Origin of the sequence: Paenibacillus sp. S29 (assembly GCF_049319765.1) — a bacterium.
Lineage (GTDB): Bacteria > Bacillota > Bacilli > Paenibacillales > Paenibacillaceae > Paenibacillus > Paenibacillus polymyxa_B.
In genome coordinates this window covers 321,511-341,274 of record NZ_JBMOUI010000006.1, presented here as the reverse complement: position 1 = coordinate 341,274, position 19,764 = coordinate 321,511, and the positions used below count along the sequence as shown (strand labels likewise).

The following is a 19,764-nucleotide window of genomic DNA, read 5'->3' as shown; positions in this document are numbered from 1 at the left end:
GCGCGCGACTCAAAATCGTGAGGGAAACCGTGGAGGTTCGAGTCCTCTCACCGGCATCTATTTCGGGATGTAGCTCAATGGTAAAACTCAGCCTTCCAAGCTGGTAGCGTGGGTCCGATTCCCATTACCCGCTTTATATAAATGAAAAAGGAGAGATGGCTTATTTTTATGCCATCTCTCCTTTTTTACTTTTAAACAATTCCTATCGACATGACAACCAGTAGAAACCTCAAGGCAATCTCCTCCGTTCCTTTGCGTTATTAACATACACAGGCAACTTCCAGAATTTTTATTTTCTGATCTTCTTCATATACTTAAGTTTCAGCTCGTAGTTCAGTTCTTGAAGGCAATATCAGCATGCAGACAGAAATTGCCCCCGCAACCTAACTCTGGTATCGGCGAGAGAAGCAACCGCTCCAGATCCAGAGTTTCAATCTGCTTAACTATCGGTTAATGGGCTTTGAGCGAAGCACTGACCGGAGTCATCTTCGTCTGAGAAGCAACTGGACCTGGTGACCATGGATATCACGATGCCAGATATGACAGGTACACACGAGGCTTTCTATGGATAGGCGTAAAACTAACGAGGAACGATAGTTAAATAACACACAATGTTGAGCAGGCGCTTCAAGTCTGCTCTTTTTATTAAACTAACGGGCAGGATAGTTATAAATATGTTAAAATAAGGGAGAATAAAATCAGAGGTGAGCTAATGTTCAATCCGAAGATCTTCTTCTATTAGTTGTGTCTAAGGTCATGGCTTCAAATGCCAAAATCTAACCCGGCACAACGGGGATGAAGATGTTTACACGGGAAGAGATTCAATTCTGGGAAGATGAGAAACAGCAAAGTCTGGAGATCAATAATAAGCCCAAAGATCCAAGAAAAGAGAAGCTTAAGGATTTCCGTAAAGGAATCAAGAGTGTTCATTACAACAAAGAATGTAAAATAGCAAGAAAAGATGATTATCGTCTGTATAGAACAAAAATGAAACGACTGATGCGTAGTGAAGAATACGAGCTCCTACACAGTTACAAACGAACGAGTGGTTGGATTACTTGGTAAATGAGGTAGCCTTTGAATGAACTCATCCTATTGTTGAAGTGAGTAGCAGTAGGGCAGTTCATGAGGGGCTGCTTTTTTTTCATTGAGCTAACGGGCAGTTTAGTTGAACAAGATAAGTGGAGGTTTTATGTCGCATTTGACGCAAACTGTGAAGGAGGAAGCTGGGAAAATGATAGCTAAGTGTAAAGTGTTGAGTTAACTATCCAGCTTGTTTGTTGATGTCTTTAATGTTTGTGCAGCCTCATCGAGATAGATATCTAAATAAGTACCATCAGTAAATTTAATAACCACAGCATTAGTAGTGATGGCGACATCTTCAATCGTCCTACCTTTAAGTTTTTCAGGTATAACTTTGAAATTAGTCGATTCCACATTCATCAAATCCTTTCATTGATTACACATCTTAGTAATCGGTAATAAGTATATAAAACCTATATTAGTCTAACACTTCTCATTATAAAAGTAAAAGATGAATGATAGAAATACTGAACAGTACGAAGATATTGTGTAATAAAAGAAAGCGTGCTTATTCAACTAACGAGGAACGTTAGTTAAATAAAGAACAGCGGTAGTCTAGGACTTTCTCCTTTTTTAGTCCAAGGCTGCCGCTATTACTATATTCAATTCAGTCTAATACTATATTTTTATCAGACACCGGCTTTCAGAACGGCATCAGAGGTGGGGAACTCCAATAAGGTTTCCAACGACACCGCAGAATGAAGATCCCCGATAAACACCCTTGTATTCAGGAGACATCTGATCCAATGCGGTTTGGACTGCAGCTTAATTTGAATATATAGACCGGTAAACGCGTCATGCTGTCGCGTTAAGTTTCGGAGATTCAAGCAACTGAACGCCCCTTGTTTTATAATGCTCAAAGTCTTCTTTGTAGAACTAGGATCATCATCGGTTGATTACTCCTCGGGTAAAAGTTATGAACGGTTGACCTTGGCTTCAAAACGCTTTTCCAACTGGTCCCAGGGTGTAGGGACCCGGGACTGTTCCTTCCAAAGGTGAAACACGCAGCTCAAAGCTACGATTTCCCCTACGGATCCGTCAATCAGCCGGCTGATCGGCATCCTATAATAAATTTTCATAAAAAGGCGCATCAACGCCGGTCGTTTGCGGATTAGTAAAGCTTGCACGGCCGGCGTTAGCGGATAACGTAAGGCCTCAAACACGCGAAAGCCTTCGTCCATAGCCGCGATCATCTGCCGCAACAACTTGTCATCCCAGGCGATCTTTTCCATTTGGCGCTCGTGTATAACCGTTATAAAGTTTAGCGCAATTACAGGCACGATATAATTCTTCAACCGTGCATCTATATTTTCATGATAGATAGGTATCGTACTTATTTGGTTTACATATGCGGGTACGCCCCCTTCCATGCAGAGGGTCTTTCCCAAACAAACATGGACTAACGGCCACCATCATGAATGAAAATGTCTTGGCTTGTGAATCTGAACCTCCTTAATGGAGTACAGTGCACAGGCCGAGAGTTTTTTGTTAGGACATACTCTGAATCCTTAATTTCCCGGCTTCGAGGAACTATAGGCAGCATCGTATTATCTCGCTGGTCGAATATTAAAAGCGGTGTTTGTGAATACCAGTCTATGTGAACACTATTTAACAAACTAACAAATTCGCCATTCAAAATCTTCTCTTGAATCAATTTTGGTATACTATGTGGTAGATAAGAGAATTGAGAATTAATTTGAAGTCCGGCTATAAGTGTGTTTCTACAACAACTTGAAAAATGAAATCGATTTTGGTGAAATGCGGAAGCTGTTAGGGCGTAAAGAGAGAAGAGGAGGAATGAAAATGTCGTATCTCGTTGATTTTAAAGATGTATCTACGGTTGGTTTAGAGTCTTCACCTGTAGCAGAAGCGCTTGCTGGTTTACGTGCTAATGAGGCCCGTTATTTTATGAACAAATACAAGTATGAATTTACGGTTGTACCAGCTAGCGAAAGCCAGGAGAGCCTTGATTATGTGAACCGAATTTTGAGAGAAGAACGTGATATTGCGTTTGCGGCTAAACCTTTAGAAACGTCGCGTTTTCAAGTGGAAAATATCCAATTTACCTACGTTTTTTATGAGGATGGTCTTGCAATCAATGTCATGTATACGGTGGATGATCCTAAAAAGCGGGCTGTTGGTTTTAAGCTTTCTGAGGGGATGGAGGTACCAAAGGAGCTAGAAGGGAAGTTTAAGTTTGCTAGGCAGAAATCTAAACTAGCTGGAACAATTCGGGGTTCGTTTTTTGTAATTAAAGGACAATATTAAAGTAAGCAAAAGCGCAAATGGAGGAATCCAGCCCCTTATTCTCTTTGCAAAAAAATGTGAAATTAAAGCAAGGGCTATCCCGCAAAAGGATGGCCCTTTTTTGAAAGAATGATGAAAAGCTACCGCTTATCGTATGATTATCAAACAGGAAGATCGCGGATAGTCTCTGATAAGGAGACTATTTTTTTGAGAACTTGCCCCTTCAGACAACGCGGTGAACCATGCCATAAGTGAAGATGAAAAATTTCCTTGTGGGAAGTGACCTAACAATACGATTAGCCAGAATAGTTTGCTGCGAATGAAGGTAACAACATTTAGTGTGGTATGCGCTCGTGTTGATCTTGTTTTAATATCCAAACTTCTATTTCATACATGTTGTTGTTAGTCCATGTCTTGCTTCGCTTTTCTCAAGTGCTTTATTAAGCGGCCCATGATCGATTCTCGATCTCGTCTCCAATCAGTTGTTGAAGTAGTGAGACTGTTCGAGGTCGTGGATCAGTGCAGGTTGCACAGGCCGCCATCCCAGAAGTTCCTGAGTTGCAACGCTTGATCTCGGGATATCGAGCGCTGCAAGTGTGCTGAGGAAGCCGAAGTGGGTGTCTGCTTCTTCACGTGAAATGCTGACTACAGGCACGTTCAGGTGTTTACCGATAACACTTGCGATGTCGCGAAATGGCACGCCTTCATCTGCGACCCCATTTAGTCGTGAACCGGCGGGTGCCTTTTCTAACGCAAGGCGGTATAGATATGCGGCGTCAAGGCGGTGCACAGCCGGCCAGCGGTTGGTCCCCTCTTCTACATAGGCTGAGAAGCCCTTCGTTTTGGCAATGTTGATCAGTCTCGGCACAAATCCTGTGTCACCCTCACCGTGTACCGAAGGACAAAGCTCTACGATCGATGTCCGCACTCCGCGCTCAGCCAGCAATAACATTACGTTTTCTGCTGCCACTCCATTGGCGTGCGTGGTGATCACGAACGGCTTCCCGGACCCTTCCAGCGCCGCCCCCATCGCTTCGACGGCGTGCAGATCTGCTGTGAGTGCCCTGGCGAAGTTCGAGAAGTCGTGATTGAATGCCAGATGAATAATGCCATCCGCAGCAGCCGCGCCACTACGAAGGCTGTCGAGATCGTCAATGTCACCGCGGTGCACTTCGGCCCCGGCCTCTTTTAGTTTCGCAGCGCTATTGTCTGAGCGCACAAGACCGACGACCTGATGACCCGCATCAATGAGTTCACGGACGACAGCGGAACCGATGTAACCTGTTGCTCCTGTTACGAAAACACGCATCATGAAATCCCCCTTAGGCTACTAACCATTGTTGTATAAATTATAATTACCACGCGATGGGTCCATCCTCATCTGAGAACGTTCCTGTTGGACCGTCCGCACCAATCATCGCAAGCCGGACCGCTTCACGCGCCCCTTGTTCAACACTACGAGTGCCAGCAAAATTATTGAGCGCAGTCGATGTAAAACCTGGACAGGCCGCATTGACCTTGATGTTTGTCGATTCAAGCGCAAAGGCAAAGGCAAGTGTCACCGCATGAACAGCCGATTTTGATGCCGAATAGGCCCCAAACATCGCACGATGTGAGTTTTCCGGAATGGAATTCCAGCTAAGGGAGCCGCCGGTGCTGCCCATGTTGACGATGCGTGCTGCCGGAGCCTCACGTAAAAGTGGCAACATGGCCTGGGTGACTGCAATGACACCAAAAACATTAGTTTCATAAACCGAACGAATGTCTTCGAGCGAAGCTACGGTCAAAAGACCGCTCGTCGCGCCACTGCTCGGAAACGGATGGTCCGGTTTACCTGCGTGTGATATGGCCGCATTGTTCACAAGTACATCGAGACGACCAAATTCGTTCCGAATACGCTCTGCTGCAGCAACAATGGAGTCCTGATCGGTAACGTCGAGCTGGAGAGCGTGCGCATCCGAACCGATGCTTTCGGAGGCAGTTTCTCCATTCTCGAGGCTGCGTGATCCAACGAGCACGGTGAAGCCGTGTTCCGCTAGATCCTTCGCAATCTGTGAACCTATTCCTTTATTGGCACCGGTGATCAAGGCTACGGGTTTGTCCTGCATGGTCGCAATCTCCTTTTTGGTATGGGGCACCATCTATATATTTCCCGTTGGATGTGGGATAATGATATTAAATCACACAAAAACGAAACTGTAAAGTTCCGGAACTAATGAGTTTCTTAAAATATATATTTTAAAAGGAGCTAAGTTTATGAGTAAAATAAAAAAGGAAATGTCTGAGAGGGGCGAATTATCTGAGGTTGTGGCAGAAAAGCCTGCGCAAACATTGGGACGCAAGAGAGATCACACGAGGGATGATAAAATCCTCGAGGCGGCAATCGACATCCTCGCCGATACGAGTTTCGATGGTATGACAATGGACATGGTCGCGGCTCGAGCAAAGGCTGGGAAGGCGACGGTTTACCGCCGCTGGTCTTCCAAGGCGGAGTTAGTCCGAGACGCCTTGGCATGGATGAATCGAAATCATCTTGAGCTCGAAAGCTTGCCTGATACAGGAACCCTGCGCGAAGATCTCCTCGTGCTTTTGAAGCCACAATCGATCGCGGAAGAAGAACGCAAATTTCGAGTCCTAGCGGGCCTAGGCTCCTTTTTGCAGCATCCGGAATTTGCCGAAGCAGGAACAGCCGGGATTTTCGAGCCATGGGTTGTTGTAAACCGCGAGCTTATGAACCGAGCCGTCGTCCGCGGTGAAATTCCTGCTCACGCGGACATTGAGATGGCTTGCCAGGTCATTACTTCAATGGCTTCTTTTCGTGGACTCATCCAGCGCAAACCGTTCGACAAGTCTTTCTTCACAGCGCTAATCGATGGTATTCTACTGCCTGCACTCAAAAACCCGCGAACAGCTCCAAATATCATGGACCGATGATGACCAGGCGCTTACCAGAAGAATCTACAAGGTGGATCAATGATGTGAGCAGGATTGGTTTCAGGATAGTGAGCCTAGGAGAAAAATATTACGGAGTCGAACGCTTTGTTGTATTATCACAGAAATGATTCAATTACCGGGAACGATACTTGAATTTAGAACAGGGAGCACACTGCCACTGTAAGGTACAAAAAAAGAACCAAATGTGATTTTGGTTGACGCAGTGAAGGACGATTTAAATTATGTAATTATACTGAAAGAGTGGTGTGGTTTGTGGTATAACATCACCCTACTTAACACCCAATATTCTAAAAATGGATTTTAGCCTAGCGAATAACCGGCTATTCGTCCATGCCTAAAATAAACAACTCGCGTACACTGAACCATATTTATAGGGAGGTGTCGTTGTTGAGTTGTCCGGATAAAAAAAAACGTGCAAAAAGAAAACCACAAATGTTTGCCATCCAAAAGAAAAGAAAAAAGAAACTGTTGAGTTTTCTGGATAAAAAAAAATCGTGCAAAAAGAAAACCGCAATTGTTTGCCATCCAAAAGGAAAAAAAAAGAAACGACGTCTTCTAGTTATTAAAAAAATAGTGCGGGTACCGTGTCCCCCACCTAAAGGTCAGCAATTACTTCAAGGACTTGCGGGAGCAATTGCAGAAGCTGGACCTCAAGGACTTGTAGGAGCACTTGGCCCCCAAGGATTGGCAGGGCTTGCAGGAGCGATAGGCGCACTTGGTCCCGAAGGACTTGCAGGAGCACTTGGCCCCCAAGGATTGGCAGGGCTCGCAGGAGCGATAGGCGCACTTGGTCCCGAAGGACTTGCAGGAGCACTTGGCCCCCAAGGATTGGCAGGGCTTGCAGGAGCGATAGGCGCACTTGGCCCCGAGGGACTTGCAGGAGCACTTGGCCCCCAAGGATTGGCAGGGATTGCAGGAGCACTTGGGGCGCTTGGCCCCCAAGGACTTGCAGGAGCACTTGGTCCCCAAGGACTTGCAGGGATTGCAGGAGCGATAGGCGCACTTGGCCCCGAAGGACTTGCAGGAGCACTTGGCCCACAGGGACTTGCAGGGATTGCAGGAGCAATTGGTGCAGCTGGATTGGCAGGACCAACAGGAGCAGCAGGACCAGCAGGACCAGCAGGACCAGCAGGAGCAGTGGGACCAGCAGGACCAGCAGGAGCAGTAGGACCAGCAGGACCGGTAGGACCAGCGGGACCAGTAGGAGCAGCAGGAGCAACAGGTCCAGCGGGACCCGCAGGGCCGGCAGGTGGAGTATTAGGCTTTGCAGATTTCTTTGCCTTGATGCCTCCTGATAATGCAGCAACTGTTGCTCCCGATACAGACGTAAGTTTTCCGCAAGATGGTCCAATCAGTGGGACTGCAATTACCCGTATAAATGCGAGCTCTTTTAACTTGGCTACAATTGGCACTTATCAGGTTTTGTTTCAGGTAGGTGTAAACGAACCGGGTCAACTCATTTTAACACTCAACGGCGCTGATCTGGCTTATACGGTGGTCGGGCGTGCAACAGGTACTTCTCAAATAGTAGGAATGGCTCTTGTGCAAACAACGGTCATTAATTCAGTACTCACAGTGCGAAATCCTGCTGGCAATGCCGCGGCACTCACGATCACTCCATTAGCTGGAGGAACAAGACCAGTTTCCGCGCACCTTGTTATTACGCAGGTTGCATAGAGGGAAAGAAATGCAGTATTTTTCGATAATAATGCCAATATCAACGATAGTTCAATAAACACGAGGAGACGGCAGACGATAAAGTGGCTGTCGTTTTCTCAAATAACGGGCAGGTTAGCTTAATAAATACATTGATACCGCAAACGAAAAAGAGGAGTAGATATCCTTAGGGCATCTACTCCATACTTTTAATTGTTGGTTCTTTTGGCGTAATCAAAACCTACGGGTGATCTTTTAAAAGATGGTTAGATATCGAGTTTACGGGTACCGATCCATTTCACCATGTCAGGATCGCGATGTGAAAAGAACAGGCTCTGTTTCGTATCTAACGTAGTAATCGACTCCATATCCTCCTGGCTTAACTCAAAGTCAAAGATATTGAAGTTTTCGATAATTCTTTCTTTACGAACAGACTTTGGAATCACAACAACTTCTCTTTGTGTCAACCAGCGTAAAACCACCTGAGCAACGGATTTATTATACTTTTCAGCTATGGATACCAATATTTCATTCTGGAACAAGTTATTTTTCCCTTCAGCAAAAGGCGCCCAGGATTCGATCTGAACATTATTCTCTTTCATGAATTTTGCATTTTCAATTTGCTGGTTGAATGGGTGCGTTTCAACCTGATTCACGGCAGGAACTACTTCATTATGAATAATCAAATCGATCAGGCGATCCTCATGAAAGTTACTAACGCCGATTGCACGGACCTTTCCTTCACGGTACAAACAGACACCCACTTCACATCTTTATTATGCACCAGATGACAAAGCGATCGTTATCCCGTTCGTGCCAAATGTTTGCCTAATCCTCTCACTACCACCTATTTAACAGATAAATATGGACTATAATCGAACTTTAAAGAATGACGGCACGGGGAGGATCAAATGTCTGAAATAATCACTAAGCAGCAAATACCCCATACCCTATCCCCAAAATTCTTTACATACGCAGACTCCAAATTCTACCTTAGGAGCGAATCTATCTTAATAAATACCCTCGCTCTGGAAAACCCAACGTATCGATTAACCACTACAGCAACTCAAAATAAATTCTCGATTTTAAGTGTCCGTTTGTATAATCTGATCACACCCCGATATATCTAAAAATGCCTCCTTGCTCTCTATCTAAATTTCTTTCTCTCCATCCTCTGTAATCTTAATTCAGATAAATCTGTCGTAGCTTGGTTGATTGCCGATCTAACAGTATCCCTCTATTAGGTTGAAATCCTATATAAATCGGTTGAAAATGTTGATTTTACCAATGGACAAGGATTTGTACAATATAGTTGTAGCGCTTACATTTCCAAGGAGGTTGCGGCGAAATGAAGAGAATTCAGCTGATTGGCAAACAAATCAGGACCCCGAGATCCAAAAGGAGGCCGTGTTGATGAAATTTAAGGGAATATTGGCGGCATTTTTGTTTTTAACCACAGCGTCTGTGTTGTTTGGGACGCATACGGCAGAGGCCCATGAACTATCCAATGACAAGCTGACGATTCAGACAGGCGAGCATGGCGAAATTTCATCCATACGTATCAAGGGAGATGCTTTCCCGACAGAGTATGTCATGAACGCAACGGTAACACCTGAACAGAACACCGCAGATCATCAGTGGCTAGGGGAGCTGATGTTCACGTACCGATTGGATGGAGGCAGCTGGACGAAGGCATGGACGAACAAGTCGGCAGATGCACGTAAGATCACAACCAGTGGGAACCGTGTCACTGTCACGTACGAGAATTCTACTCATGCAGAAGGCATACGCAATTTTAAAGTCATCGAAACGTATTCGGCAGAGTCGAATGGTTCGGTGTTGTGGAATATACAGGTACAGAATACCAGTGGGAAAAAATTGGAGATTGGCGATTTCGGTTTGCCTCTGCCTTTTAATGAGCAGTGGACCAATGGTGATGCGATCTACGAAACTAGAGTGGTGACGCATTCCTTTGTCGGCAATAACAGCTCCTACATCACAGCTGGGCGTCCCAGCGGCATTGGTTCTTCCCTGCTGCTGATTCCTGATTCCACAACGGGTGCGGGCTTTGAGTATCAGGATCACTGGCGGGATGAGGAGCATCCGGGCAGTAAATGGGCGTGGAACCCGGCTAACGAAGGCAAATGGCTGGAAGGACTCAATGTATTTTATATTCATTCCAATGTCATCAAGTCCACCAACCGGGGGTATTTGCCCAATACAAGCCTAATCCTGAATCCCGGTCAAAGCAAAAACTATGGTTTCAAGTTTCTGGCGGTGAAGGACGAGCATGATGTAAAAGATACGTTGTACCAAGAAAACTTGGTGGATACAACAGTCGTACCGGGTATGATCGTGCCTACGAATCAAAAGGCGAAGGTGGACCTGCGCTCCAAGCAGGCGATCAGCAAAGTAACCTATCCAGACGGAACCGCTATTCCGCAGACGGATAGCAAGCCCGGAGGACATTACATTTATGAACTGAAATTTACTAAGCTGGGTCCAAACTTCATAACGGTAGAATACGGCAACGGTAATAAAACGGTGTTACAATTCTATGCCATCGAGCCGATTGATCTCGCGCTGCAACGGCATGCTACATTTATGGTCGACAAAACCCAATGGAATGTACCGGGTGATCTGCGCGACAAGGTATTTGACGATTGGATGATGCATACCAAATCCAAACGCAACATTTTTAACGGCTATTGGGGCTGGGGGGATGATTGGGGTCTGACCCACGGGCAGTTCCTAGCTGAGAAAAACACACTGTCTCCCGTCGCCAAAGAGGTGCGGGCAGTAGACGATTATTTGGAGACGGCGATCTGGACGAATCTGATGAACGGACATCATGAGGATTATTTAATTCATGATTTCTTGATGCCAGAGCCTAACGATACACCGACCTATCGAGGGTATGCTTATCCGCACGTATACAACACGTATTTCAGCATGTACAAGATTGCCAAGGAATACCCGGATCTTGTCACTTACAAGCATCCAAAGGAAACCTATTTGCTGCGGGCGTATAACATTTTCAAAGCATTGTATGAAGGGCCAGTCGCGTACAACTGGGAAACAGGTTTGATGGGCGAACTGACCACACCGGATATTATTCAGGCACTTCATGATGAAGGCTATGATGATGAAGCGAATGATCTCAAGGAAAAAATGGATCGCAAATATAACAATTTTAAAAATACAAAGTATCCTTACGGTTCTGAATATAGCTATGACAATACAGGGGAAGAGGCTGTATATACGTTAGCCAAACAGAATATAGATACAGAGGGCGAGCAAAGCAAAGCCCTGGAAATGATGAGTAAAATTAATGCCAAAACCCGTGCGGCACGCGGTCATATGCCCGTATGGTACTACTACACCGATCCGGTGACGATTACCGGGGAGAACTGGTTTAACTTCCAGTACACGACTTCGCTTGCTGGATATGCGATGGATGACTGGATTCGCCATCATGAGGACAATCACCGCGAGGAACAACAACGGCTGTCTTATGCAGCTAAAATTGCCAATGTTGGAGCGATTAACTCCGGGCAAATCAGCTCGGACCCTGAGAACATCGGGGCGGTCGCATGGACGTATCAAGCGGAAAAAGGCAATAACGGCACGAACGGCACTGGCGGCGGTAAAAATGTTCCGCTCTTTAACGGCTGGCGCGGCATGAGCGGTGAGGCTGATCTCGGATTGTTCGGTGCACTCAAAACGTTAAGTGCTGATATCGCGATTGATCCTATTTTCGGATTGACGGGCTACGGTGCAGAGGTGAGCAAAAACGGCAACGTGTATACGATCAAGCCGCTGGACGGCCTGTTCAAGCGCATCAATCTGATCACGGAAAAGCTGTATATCGAGCTGGAAAAGGACCAATATACAGAAGCCAAGCTGGGAACATCCAAGGATTACGTATGGCTCCAACTGAAAAATCAAACACCGGGTCAAGCCCATTCCACGTACGTTACATTTGACGGTTTGAAAAAAGGAACGTATTTGGTTAAAGTAGGCGGTCAATCACAAGGGAAGTTTAATGCGTATGCGCCTTCCAACAAGCTTAAATTGGAGATTGGTACAGCATCCTCCTACACGGTAGAGCTGACACCAACCACACCTGATCCGAACAAAGCACCTGTCGTGGATGCCGGCAAAGATTCGAAGGTAAAGCTGCCGGATCAGATCATTCTGAAAGGCACGGCTACGGATGATGGGCTTCCGCAAGGAAAGGTGACAAACGAGTGGAGTCTGGTTGAAGGACCACAGGACGCGAAGGTCACATTCAGTAACAAAACATCGCTGCGCACGAAGGTGGATGTTTCCGAGCCGGGAACGTATGTGTTCAAGCTGACAGCCAGCGATTCTCAATTGTCAGCGGAGGCTAAAGTAACGGTGGTAGCTGAACCGGCGGCTCCGTTACTTGAACAGCTTGCAGCTTACAAGTTTGATGAAACAAGCGGTTCTGTAGTTGCGGATTCATCAGACAGCGGTAATGATGCTGCCGTGAAGGGGACGGCTGCATGGGCTGCGGGTAAAACAGGCAATGCTGTCAGTCTGAACGGCAAGGACAGCTATGTGCAGCTTCCGGCGGGTATTGTCAGTCGGGCACAGCAATTGACCGTATCCGGCTGGGTTAAAGCGAACAGCCTGAGCGATTATGTGCGGATTTTTGACTTTGGCTCCGGGACGAATGAATATATGTTCCTGACGCCTAAAGCAGGAAATACCATGCTGTTTGCCATTACCAACCAAGGCAACGGGCAGGGACAGGAGCAGACGATTGAAGGCCCTGTACTGCCGACAGGCGTATGGAAGCATGTTGCGGTCACGCTTTCGGGTTCCACAGGTATTTTGTACGTGGATGGAAAAGAAGTGGGACGCAATACCAACTTGACCTTAAATCCTATCAGTCTGGGTCAGACCAAAAATAATTTTATCGGCAAATCTCAGTACCCTGATCCGTACTTCAATGGTCTGGTGGATGAATTCCGTATCTACAGCCGTGCTTTGAATGCAACCGAGGTGGCAGGTCTGGCCTCCGGTACAGCACAGAATCTGGCGGCAACTGAGAAAATTACCGCGTTAAAAGAAGTAAATGTAACGACACATGTCGGTGAAAAACCGGAACTGCCAAGCGTAGTGGAAGCTACGTATGGAGAAGGCTCCACTAAATGGGTGGCTGTGGAATGGGAGGATATAGCCCCTGCACAATATGCTGCTCCAGGTTCGTTTGAGTTGAAGGGCAAAGTAGAAGGGACAGAGTTAAAGGCAATTGCGAAGGTAACCGTGATTGAGGCAGGAGGGGCTGCGGTTCCATCGGTAACACCGGTTAGCCCGGAGACTTTAGTAACCCCGCCAACTACGACACCCTCGGTAACATCTGCCTTACCGCCTCGGCCTATCAGCTCCGCTAAATCAGCGGGGGTATCCTGAATGGGAGGCAACAACGCATAGTTATGAGTAACCTTTCCCATCGTCACTTTCCTCCTGTAAAGGGGAGAGTGGCGGTGGGTATCCTTGCATTTGGAGTGCAAAGCTGCGAACAAAAATGTGAATGGGGGAAAAAGTATGAGCAAGATTACATTTCTGGGTGCAGGTAGTACGGTATTTGCTAAAAATGTGCTTGGCGATTGTATGTTGACGCCTGCATTGCAGGGCTTTGAACTGGCGTTGTTTGATATTGATCCCATAAGGTTGAAAGATTCGGAAAATATTTTATCCAATTTGAAAAAAACAACAGGGAGCACCTGTGTGATTCGCTCCTACACTGACCGTAAGGAAGCGCTGCGCGGAGCGACCTATGTGGTAAACGCCATTCAGGTAGGCGGCTATGATCCATGTACGATTACGGATTTTGAAATTCCTAAAAAATACGGCCTGCGCCAAACGATTGCCGATACGGTAGGTATTGGCGGTATTTTCCGCAATTTACGTACAATTCCGGTGATGCTCGATTTTGCGGCAGATGTGCGCGAAGTGTGCCCGGATGCATGGTTTCTCAACTACACGAATCCGATGGCAGTGCTAACGAATGTGATGAACGTTCATGGAGGTGTCCGTACGGTAGGGCTGTGTCATAGTGTGCAGGCGTGTATACCGGAGCTGTTTAAAAGCCTCGGGCTGGAGCAGGAAGGTGTAAAGGCAAAAATCGCAGGCATCAATCATATGGCGTGGTTGCTCGAAGTGAGCAAGGACGGTGTGGATTTATATCCTGAGATTAAAAAACGAGCCGCCGCTAAGCAGCAGGAAAAGCATCATGATATGGTGCGCTTTGAAATGATGCTGAAATTCGGCTATTACATTACGGAATCGTCCGAGCATAATGCGGAGTATCATCCGTATTTTATCAAACGGGCATACCCTGAGCTGATTGAGCGCTTCAATATTCCTTTGGATGAATACCCGCGCCGCTGTGTGAACCAGATTGCACGATGGGAAACGATGCGTGAGGAGCTTTTGGGTAATCAGGATCTTCGTCATGAACGGTCAAATGAGTATGCCTCTTATATATTTGAGGCGATCGAAACGAATCAGCCTTTTGCCATTGGCGGCAATGTGATGAACACAGGCTTAATTACCAATCTGCCGAAAGAAGCCTGTGTGGAGGTACCTTGTCTGGTGAATCGTAACGGGGTTACGCCAACCTTTGTCGGGGATTTGCCACCCCAATGCGCTGCGCTGAACCGGACGAATATTAATACCCAGCTGTTAACGATTGAAGCTGCAATCACCGGGAAAAAGGAGCACATTTATCACGCTGCTATGTTGGACCCGCACACGTCCGCAGAGCTGTCCATGGATGATATTGTTTCTCTGTGTGATGACCTGATTGCAGCCCACGGGACATGGCTCCCAGCCTATGTGTAAGGGAGGCAGATGAATGGGAGGCCGGGGTCGTCAAAAGTTCGCCGGGATTCCTACAATCCGTGGGAAATTTATTGTACTGACGCTGGTACTCACCGTCATTCCGATGGTGGTACTGACCTTTACCTTTTACCGGATCGCGGCCCATTCCCTTGGTGAGAAGTCGGAGGCACTGGCTATGCAGTCCCGGCAAATGAGTGAAAATTACGTCAATGCGACGCTCTCCGATTTGAATGATCTGACCAATTCCATTCTCAGCAATCCTGATGTGCAGTCTACGCTGGAGACCAAGCCGGAAGATGATTATGAATATTTACGGAACGATGAAACACTCAGTATGGTGGTCCGTACGCAAACCCAGACCAAGCCGTATATCACGTCCTCTCTCATATATGCCGCCAATGGCGGGCTCAAGCATTCTCTCTATCAAGGGAATGTTTCGGTCCGTTTTGGCGGCCTTCCTACATTAGAGGAAGCACGTGTGTACTATCGCCGCCTGCTCGCTGAGCGGCCCATGATGTGGATGGCTCATTCGCCGTTTGAATCCGGACGCGGGATGGCGGAGGATCGCATCTATGTGGGGAAGCTGCTTCGAAAAACGACTGGAGATTATGCGCCCCTCGGATTTTTGATGCTGGAAATCGACAAGGCCAGTCTGTTTCGGGGGCTTGCTTTTCATGAAACAGACGGTAATACCCAGATGTGGGTGCTGGATCAGGAGGGCGAGCCTGTATACCGATTGCCGGAGCAGGGTGTTGCGGACCAGGCGCTATTGCGGCAGATTGCCAAATCGGCTGTGGATAGGCCTGTGCTTACGAAGGACTGGAGAACATGGAACGGCCGCCAGACGATGATCTCTTACGGCCCGTTAAATGAAGGACAATGGACGTTGCTGCAAAAAGTTGATCAGTCCGTGCTGTTCGAGGATGCGCGGAAAATCGGCGCCTGGACCATCTGGACTTTTTTGATTGCATTGATGCTGGGCTGGATGCTGTCTTATCGGCTAAGTGACACGATTCGTCGCCCCTTGCTTCAATTGAGCCGATTGATGGCGGTCGATGGGAGTGTGAGCGCTACAGGCTCAGCCCAAGCTTTCGAAGCTCCTACTTCCGTTGTTTTTAATCCTAAGGATGAGGTAGGGCAGATCGGGGAGCGTTTTCTTCATATGATGCAAAAAAATCATGAACTGTACGGTCAGGTCTACGAAGCATTGCTGTCGCGTAAGCAGGCTGAGTTTCGCGCGCTTCAGGCGCAGATTAATCCGCATTTTTTGTACAACACGCTAGAATCACTGAAGGGAATGGCATTGGCGAATGGGCAACGGGATATGGCAGAGGTAATCGGTGCCTTTGGTAAATGTTTTCGCATTTCGCTAAGTTATGGCCGAGAGCAAATCAGCTTGGGACAGGAAGTTGAGCATGTAAGCGCCTATGTGAAGGTGCAGCAGTTCAGATTTAGGAATTCGTTCGAGTGGATTTGCGAGGTCGAGGAGGATATTTGCGGATTTTATGTACCCAAACTGATCCTCCAGCCACTCGTCGAAAATGCTATTTACCACGGCTTAAAAGGGCGTACCGACCGTGGATATATCATGTTATCCGGTAAAAGGGAAGGGGATATGTTGCGTTTGACGGTCAGTGATGATGGGGGCGGTATTGGAGCCGAGCGTCTGAACGATATCCGGAAGTCGCTGGATGCGGAACGAGGGAGTGCTATTGGCTTTGGGCTGCGGAATGTGCATGAACGTCTTCGGCATTATGGTCCGCAATATGGACTGTCCGTGACAAGCGAGCCGGATCAGTACACCTCGGTTACCTTACTGGCACCCATTCGAACCGAATAAGAAAGGGGAGGATGGCATGTACCGGCTGCTGATTGTGGACGACGAATATCATATTCGGGAAGGACTGAAGCTGATGGTGGCGGAAAGTGGCCTGTCAGTGGAAGTCAGTGATGTGGCGGAGGACGGCGCAACGGCATTACGTTTGTATACGGAGCAGCGACCGGACATGATTTTACTGGATATTAATTTACCGGATATGAGTGGACTGGACGTAGCAAAAACCATTCGGGAAAAGGATCAGCGGACCCCGTTATTATTTCTAACAGGGTACGAATCTATGACGTATATTCGTCAGGCAGTTTCGCTTCAAGCGGTCGATTATTTGCTCAAGCCGGTGACCAGCGGGGATTTTGAAGCGGCATTGAGCCGGGTTGAGGATCGCATTGCACAATGGCGAAGAAGCGAGGAGGATGCCATTCACCGCCATCGTTCATTGGAGCCATTGTACAGGGAGCATCTACTGCTGGATTTGCTCCAGCAGCGGCGTCCTGCAGCCGAGGTCATCCGGGAGATGGACGGGCTGAGATTTTTCGGCGAGACGAGTGGGCCGCCTTATACTGTGCTGTGCTGTGAGCTGGAGGAGGCGTCGCAGCAGGAGGCAACCGCCACTAGCAAGCCACACGGTTCCATGCATAAAAGCAGCCATGTATTCGCCGGACTGGCGGGGGAGGCTGCGGCAGCAGCCGGGGCGAAGGCGCATGGTGCGGCGGTTTCCCGCGATCGGCGTGTTGTGCTGCTGGCGACGGCATCTTGCAGAGCGGCGGAGCGGACGGCACAGCAGATTCGGCAGGCCGTGCAGGAACGATTGAGCCAGGGCGTGTCCATCGGGATTAGCCGTCCCGTACAACGGATGGAGCAACTTCCCGAAGCGTATGAGGAAGCTGTGCAAGCGGCGGAGCATCGGGGGTGGGTGGGCTATAGCCAGATCATTCCCTATGAGAGCATTCAGGCGGCCGAGCCGAACAGCAGTCAATTACTGGAGAAGGAACTGCTGATGATTACGGAAATTCGAGCGGGCAATGATGCTGCCGTACATGCGATTTTACAGGAATGGTCAGGACAATTGGCGGGCTTGCCTGTCAAGCAGGTGAAAATGATTGTCACTCAGCTCGTCCTGTTCGTCATGCGCATCGTCCAGAGTGATGCATCTGTAGGACAAACGTCCATGCAGGAACAGGACCCGTTGCTGGAGCTGTCCCGATTGCGGCATGGGCCCGAGATGATTGATTATGTATCGCGCTATTTTGTCCGAGTGGGCCGCCATGTCCGAGAATCACGCGAGAAGGGCATTCCACGCAAATTCCAACGGGCCAAGGAATGGATTCGGGAGCATCTTCAGGAGGATGGCGGGCTGAACCGTCTGGCAGAGTACATGAATATGAGCCCCAAGTATTTGAGTGCCCGTTTCAAGCAGGTTACAGGTGAAAGCTTCGCCGACTACCAGACGCGTGTTCGCTTTGAGCGAGCCCGAGAACTGCTGCTGGACCCGAATCGCAAGGTGGCGGAGGTAGCGGAGGTAGTGGGATTCACAGATACGAACTATTTTAGTATTGCCTTTAAAAAGCATACCGGACTGACCCCGACGGAGTTTCGTAAAACATTTTTGTAAACGCGCTGTTAAAAAAATCATACCAAAACAAAGAGAGTCTGGAGTCGTTGGGTGGTCGGCTCTGGGCTCTCGGCGCATAATAGGCTTGTAAGGAGAAACCAGTTCAGGAAGGGGCCGGTTGATTTGCTGAAACGAAGGTTACGGACATGGATGGCTCTCGTGATGACGGCGATGTTGACAGGGCTGACGGCTTGCAGTGGTAACGCTGGCGAACCGGCTAATCCCAATGCGGTCGAACTCAAGTTCATGTACTGGGGAAGCAATGACGAGAAGCAGGCGATGGAAAAAATGATTCAAAGCTTTAATGCATCCCATCCGAACATCCGGGTGAAGGGCGAGCATGTCCCTGGTGACTACACGACGAAAATTAACACGTTAATGGCTGCCAATCAGCTTCCTGATATCGCCTACCTGGGCGATTCCCTCACGATGAAATGGGCAAGTGAAGGCAGACTCCTGGATTTATCCTCTTATTATGACGAATATCCCGAATTAAAAAACAAGCTCAAATCCTCCTATCTCTACAGCGAACCCGGCAAGTCTATTGGAAATTACACCGCATTGGAAGTGATGCAGTTATTTTACAACAAGGAGTTGTTTACAGAAGCAGGGGTACCCGTCCCTCCGGCTGATCCTCAAAAAGCGTGGACATGGGATGAATTTCTGGAAATTGCCAAAAAGCTGACCAAGGATCAGAACGGCAAGCATCCGGGAGACAGTGGATTTGATCCGAAAAATATTGTGCAATACGGCTTTGCCTTCGGCAATGACCGCAGCTCCTGGGGGCCGCTTTTAGCGAGCAACGGTGGAGGTTTGACTGACAAAACAGGCAAGAAGTACACCCTGAACAGTCCTGAGTCGGTGGAGGTTTTTCAGAAGTTGCAGGATCTGGTTTTCAAGGAGCATGTTTCTCCTGATTTGATCCAGCAGCAGGACATGCCGTCCAATACGATTCGGCTTCAGACAAGAAAGGTCGCCATGGTGGTGGACGGGACATGGTCCCTGCTCGATTTTTCGAACAACAAGCAACTGCAATGGAGTATCGGCGTTCTGCCGAAGCTAAAAGAGCCCAAAACGATGATCGTTGCGGGAGCCACGGTCATTTTCCAGAGCACCAAGCACCCGAAGGAAGCGCTCGAATTTTATTTGTACCATAACAATCCCGAAAAGGTGGATTTGTTCAAGTCCGGTCTGTGGATGCCTATCGAGGAAAAATATTATACCGATGAGCAGGCCATCCAGTCATGGACCAATAATGCCGCACATCCACCGGAATTTCAAAAGGCTGGCATTGAGTATGCCAGAGATTATGCGATCAAGCCGTCCACTTCGACCCTTCGCAACTGGCCTGATATCGGTTCCAAGCTGACCCCAGGGCTGGATCTGATTTGGACGAACAAGAAGACGCCGCAGCAGGCGCTGGATGAACTGGAGCCTATCATTCAGCCATTGCTTCAAGGAGTATACCCGGATGAATAATGCGGCGGACAGCTGCGAA

General features: G+C 47.9%; 13 protein-coding genes and 2 pseudogenes. 9 read left to right on the top strand and 6 right to left on the bottom strand.

What is annotated here, in order from left to right:
• The first annotated feature begins 801 nt into the window (after positions 1 to 801).
• The gene (locus ACL9RM_RS13435; RefSeq protein WP_231109524.1) at positions 802 to 1,065 is read left to right on the top strand and encodes a hypothetical protein; all 264 of its coding nucleotides are present in this window, start codon (positions 802 to 804) and stop codon (positions 1,063 to 1,065) included.
• 195 nt (positions 1,066 to 1,260) lie between these two features.
• On the opposite strand, the gene ACL9RM_RS13430 is transcribed toward ACL9RM_RS13435, so the two are convergent.
• The 3 genes and pseudogenes from ACL9RM_RS13430 to ACL9RM_RS13420 all read right to left on the bottom strand — a co-directional run bounded on the left by ACL9RM_RS13430 (position 1,261) and on the right by ACL9RM_RS13420 (position 2,453).
• Positions 1,261 to 1,437: a hypothetical protein gene (locus ACL9RM_RS13430; RefSeq protein ID WP_196765492.1), complete on the bottom strand. Its 177-nt coding sequence runs from the start codon at positions 1,435 to 1,437 to the stop codon at positions 1,261 to 1,263.
• Positions 1,438 to 1,727: 290 nt separating this feature from the next.
• A pseudogene (locus tag ACL9RM_RS13425) lies at positions 1,728 to 1,959 on the bottom strand (IS110 family transposase); the annotation flags it as partial.
• Between the two features lie 38 nt (positions 1,960 to 1,997).
• Positions 1,998 to 2,453: a hypothetical protein gene (locus tag ACL9RM_RS13420; protein WP_250267554.1), complete on the bottom strand. Its 456-nt coding sequence runs from the start codon at positions 2,451 to 2,453 to the stop codon at positions 1,998 to 2,000.
• A 433-nt stretch (positions 2,454 to 2,886) separates the two neighbouring features.
• Here ACL9RM_RS13420 and ACL9RM_RS13415 point away from each other — a divergent pair, with 433 nt between their 5' ends.
• Entirely contained in the window at positions 2,887 to 3,351 is a 465-nt protein-coding gene (locus ACL9RM_RS13415) for a phage tail protein (protein WP_250267555.1), read from the top strand.
• Positions 3,352 to 3,808: 457 nt separating this feature from the next.
• On the opposite strand, the gene ACL9RM_RS13410 is transcribed toward ACL9RM_RS13415, so the two are convergent.
• Complete coding sequence (locus ACL9RM_RS13410) at positions 3,809 to 4,639, bottom strand: SDR family oxidoreductase (protein WP_414126383.1); 831 nt, start codon at positions 4,637 to 4,639, stop codon at positions 3,809 to 3,811.
• 46 nt (positions 4,640 to 4,685) lie between these two features.
• Positions 4,686 to 5,438, bottom strand: a complete 753-nt coding sequence (locus ACL9RM_RS13405; RefSeq protein ID WP_414126377.1) for an SDR family oxidoreductase — start codon at positions 5,436 to 5,438, stop codon at positions 4,686 to 4,688.
• 148 nt (positions 5,439 to 5,586) lie between these two features.
• Here ACL9RM_RS13405 and ACL9RM_RS13400 point away from each other — a divergent pair, with 148 nt between their 5' ends.
• Positions 5,587 to 6,264 (top strand): TetR/AcrR family transcriptional regulator, encoded by a 678-nt coding sequence (locus tag ACL9RM_RS13400; RefSeq protein WP_414126376.1) that lies wholly within the window; start codon positions 5,587 to 5,589, stop codon positions 6,262 to 6,264.
• 594 nt (positions 6,265 to 6,858) lie between these two features.
• The gene (locus ACL9RM_RS13395; RefSeq protein ID WP_422759372.1) at positions 6,859 to 7,962 is read left to right on the top strand and encodes a collagen-like protein; all 1,104 of its coding nucleotides are present in this window, start codon (positions 6,859 to 6,861) and stop codon (positions 7,960 to 7,962) included.
• 245 nt (positions 7,963 to 8,207) lie between these two features.
• On the opposite strand, the pseudogene ACL9RM_RS13390 reads toward ACL9RM_RS13395, so the two are convergent.
• Positions 8,208 to 8,693: pseudogene (locus tag ACL9RM_RS13390) on the bottom strand (aldo/keto reductase); the annotation flags it as partial.
• A gap of 661 nt (positions 8,694 to 9,354) precedes the next feature.
• Here ACL9RM_RS13390 and ACL9RM_RS13385 point away from each other — a divergent pair.
• The 5 genes from ACL9RM_RS13385 (at position 9,355) to ACL9RM_RS13365 (ending at position 19,745) form a co-directional block, all read left to right on the top strand.
• On the top strand, positions 9,355 to 13,383 hold the full coding sequence (locus tag ACL9RM_RS13385; protein ID WP_414126374.1) for a DUF5695 domain-containing protein: 4,029 nt from the start codon (positions 9,355 to 9,357) through the stop codon (positions 13,381 to 13,383).
• Between the two features lie 135 nt (positions 13,384 to 13,518).
• Positions 13,519 to 14,817, top strand: a complete 1,299-nt coding sequence (locus tag ACL9RM_RS13380; protein WP_414126373.1) for an alpha-glucosidase/alpha-galactosidase — start codon at positions 13,519 to 13,521, stop codon at positions 14,815 to 14,817.
• A gap of 13 nt (positions 14,818 to 14,830) precedes the next feature.
• Positions 14,831 to 16,657 (top strand): cache domain-containing sensor histidine kinase, encoded by a 1,827-nt coding sequence (locus ACL9RM_RS13375; RefSeq protein ID WP_414126372.1) that lies wholly within the window; start codon positions 14,831 to 14,833, stop codon positions 16,655 to 16,657.
• Between the two features lie 16 nt (positions 16,658 to 16,673).
• Complete coding sequence (locus ACL9RM_RS13370) at positions 16,674 to 18,266, top strand: response regulator (RefSeq protein ID WP_414126371.1); 1,593 nt, start codon at positions 16,674 to 16,676, stop codon at positions 18,264 to 18,266.
• 123 nt (positions 18,267 to 18,389) lie between these two features.
• A complete protein-coding gene (locus ACL9RM_RS13365) occupies positions 18,390 to 19,745 on the top strand; it encodes an ABC transporter substrate-binding protein (RefSeq protein WP_250267563.1) in 1,356 nt (451 codons plus the stop codon).
• The last annotated feature ends 19 nt before the right edge of the window (positions 19,746 to 19,764 follow it).